Annotated in this window: 2 protein-coding genes; both read left to right on the top strand. The window is 68.7% G+C overall.

Annotated features, from left to right (window positions below; all coding sequences use genetic code 11):
- A partial coding sequence (locus EAW56_RS12300) for a TIGR03089 family protein (protein ID WP_122086838.1) occupies positions 1-636 on the top strand: 636 nt, incomplete at its 5' end.
- Between the two features lie 103 nt (positions 637-739).
- On the top strand, positions 740-1,290 hold a 551-nt coding region (locus EAW56_RS12305; protein WP_122086839.1), incomplete at its 3' end, for an extracellular solute-binding protein.

A 1,290-nucleotide genomic window follows, 5' to 3' on the forward strand; every position in this document is an offset into this window, starting at 1 on the left:
AGCCCGCGGCTGACCGTCTACGACGAAGCGCGCGGCACCCGCATGGAGTTCTCCGCCCAAACGCTGGACAACTGGGCGAACAAGGTCGCCAACATGCTCGACGAGGAGTTCGAGCTCCCGCCGGCCGCGGGCGCCATCTGCATCGACCTCCCCGCGTCGTGGCAGTGCGCCGTGATCGCACTGGGCGCCTACAACTCGTCGCGCGTCCCGCACATCGGGCCGTGTGACGGCGGGGCGCCGGAGGTGGTGTTCGTGGGCGTCGATGATGCGGCGCGGTGGGCGCACGTTCCGGACTGCGTCGTGGTGTCGGATGACCCCTTCGGCCGCGGCGTCGTCGAAGCGGGCGGTGAGCTCCCCACGGGCACCATCGACTTCGGCCCCACCGTGCGCTTCTACGGCGACCAGTACTTCGGCGCGTCGGCCGACCTCGCCGCGTGGTCCACCCCCGAATTGGGGCCGGAGCGGTACTGGGTCCCGGCGTGGACCTCCGCGGCGGAGTTCGAGCAGTACGTGCTCGCGCCGCTCGCCGCGGGCGGGTCCGTCGTCGCCGCGACAGGGCTCATCTCCGCAGACAGGCAGCAGGAAATTATGGAGATTGAGAAGGTGGGGCGGCGGTTGGGCGTCGATAAGCGATAGCCCGCGCGCACCCCCGTTGGTGGGCAAAAACCAGAAATTTTGTGCGGAAACGGGCACCGGCGGAATACATTGTGAGGGACCAGCGAATACGAAAGGTATTGGTATGAAGCTCACCGCCACCCGCAAGACCGGCGCAGCGCTCTGTGCAATCGCGCTCGCCACCACCGGACTCACCGCCTGCTCCAACAGCGAATCCGACTCCGAGGCCTCCGGGGGCGCGAGCGGCGCCGCAGCCGAGGGCAACGAGCGCGGCCCCATCACCTTCGCCATGGGGCGCAATGACACGGACAAGCTGATTCCGATCATCGACAAGTGGAACGCCGAGCACCCCGACGAGCAGGTCACGCTCTCCGAGCTCGCCGGCGAGGCCGACGACCAGCGCGACACCCTCGTGCAGTCCCTCCAGGCGGGCGGCGACGACTACGACGTCATGGCGCTCGACGTCGTGTGGACCGCCGACTTCGCCGCGAACCAGTGGCTCCAGCCGCTCGAGGGCGACTTCGCCGTCGACACCTCCGGGCTGCTGCCGGCCACCGTCGAGTCCGCGACCTACGGCGACAAGCTCGTCGCCCTGCCGCAGAACACCAACGGCCAGCTCCTGTTCCGCAACGCTGACGTGATCGAGGAAGCGCCGGACACTTTCGAGGACATCCG

Source organism: Corynebacterium gottingense (genome assembly GCF_003693265.1).
GTDB classification, from domain to species: domain Bacteria; phylum Actinomycetota; class Actinomycetes; order Mycobacteriales; family Mycobacteriaceae; genus Corynebacterium; species Corynebacterium gottingense.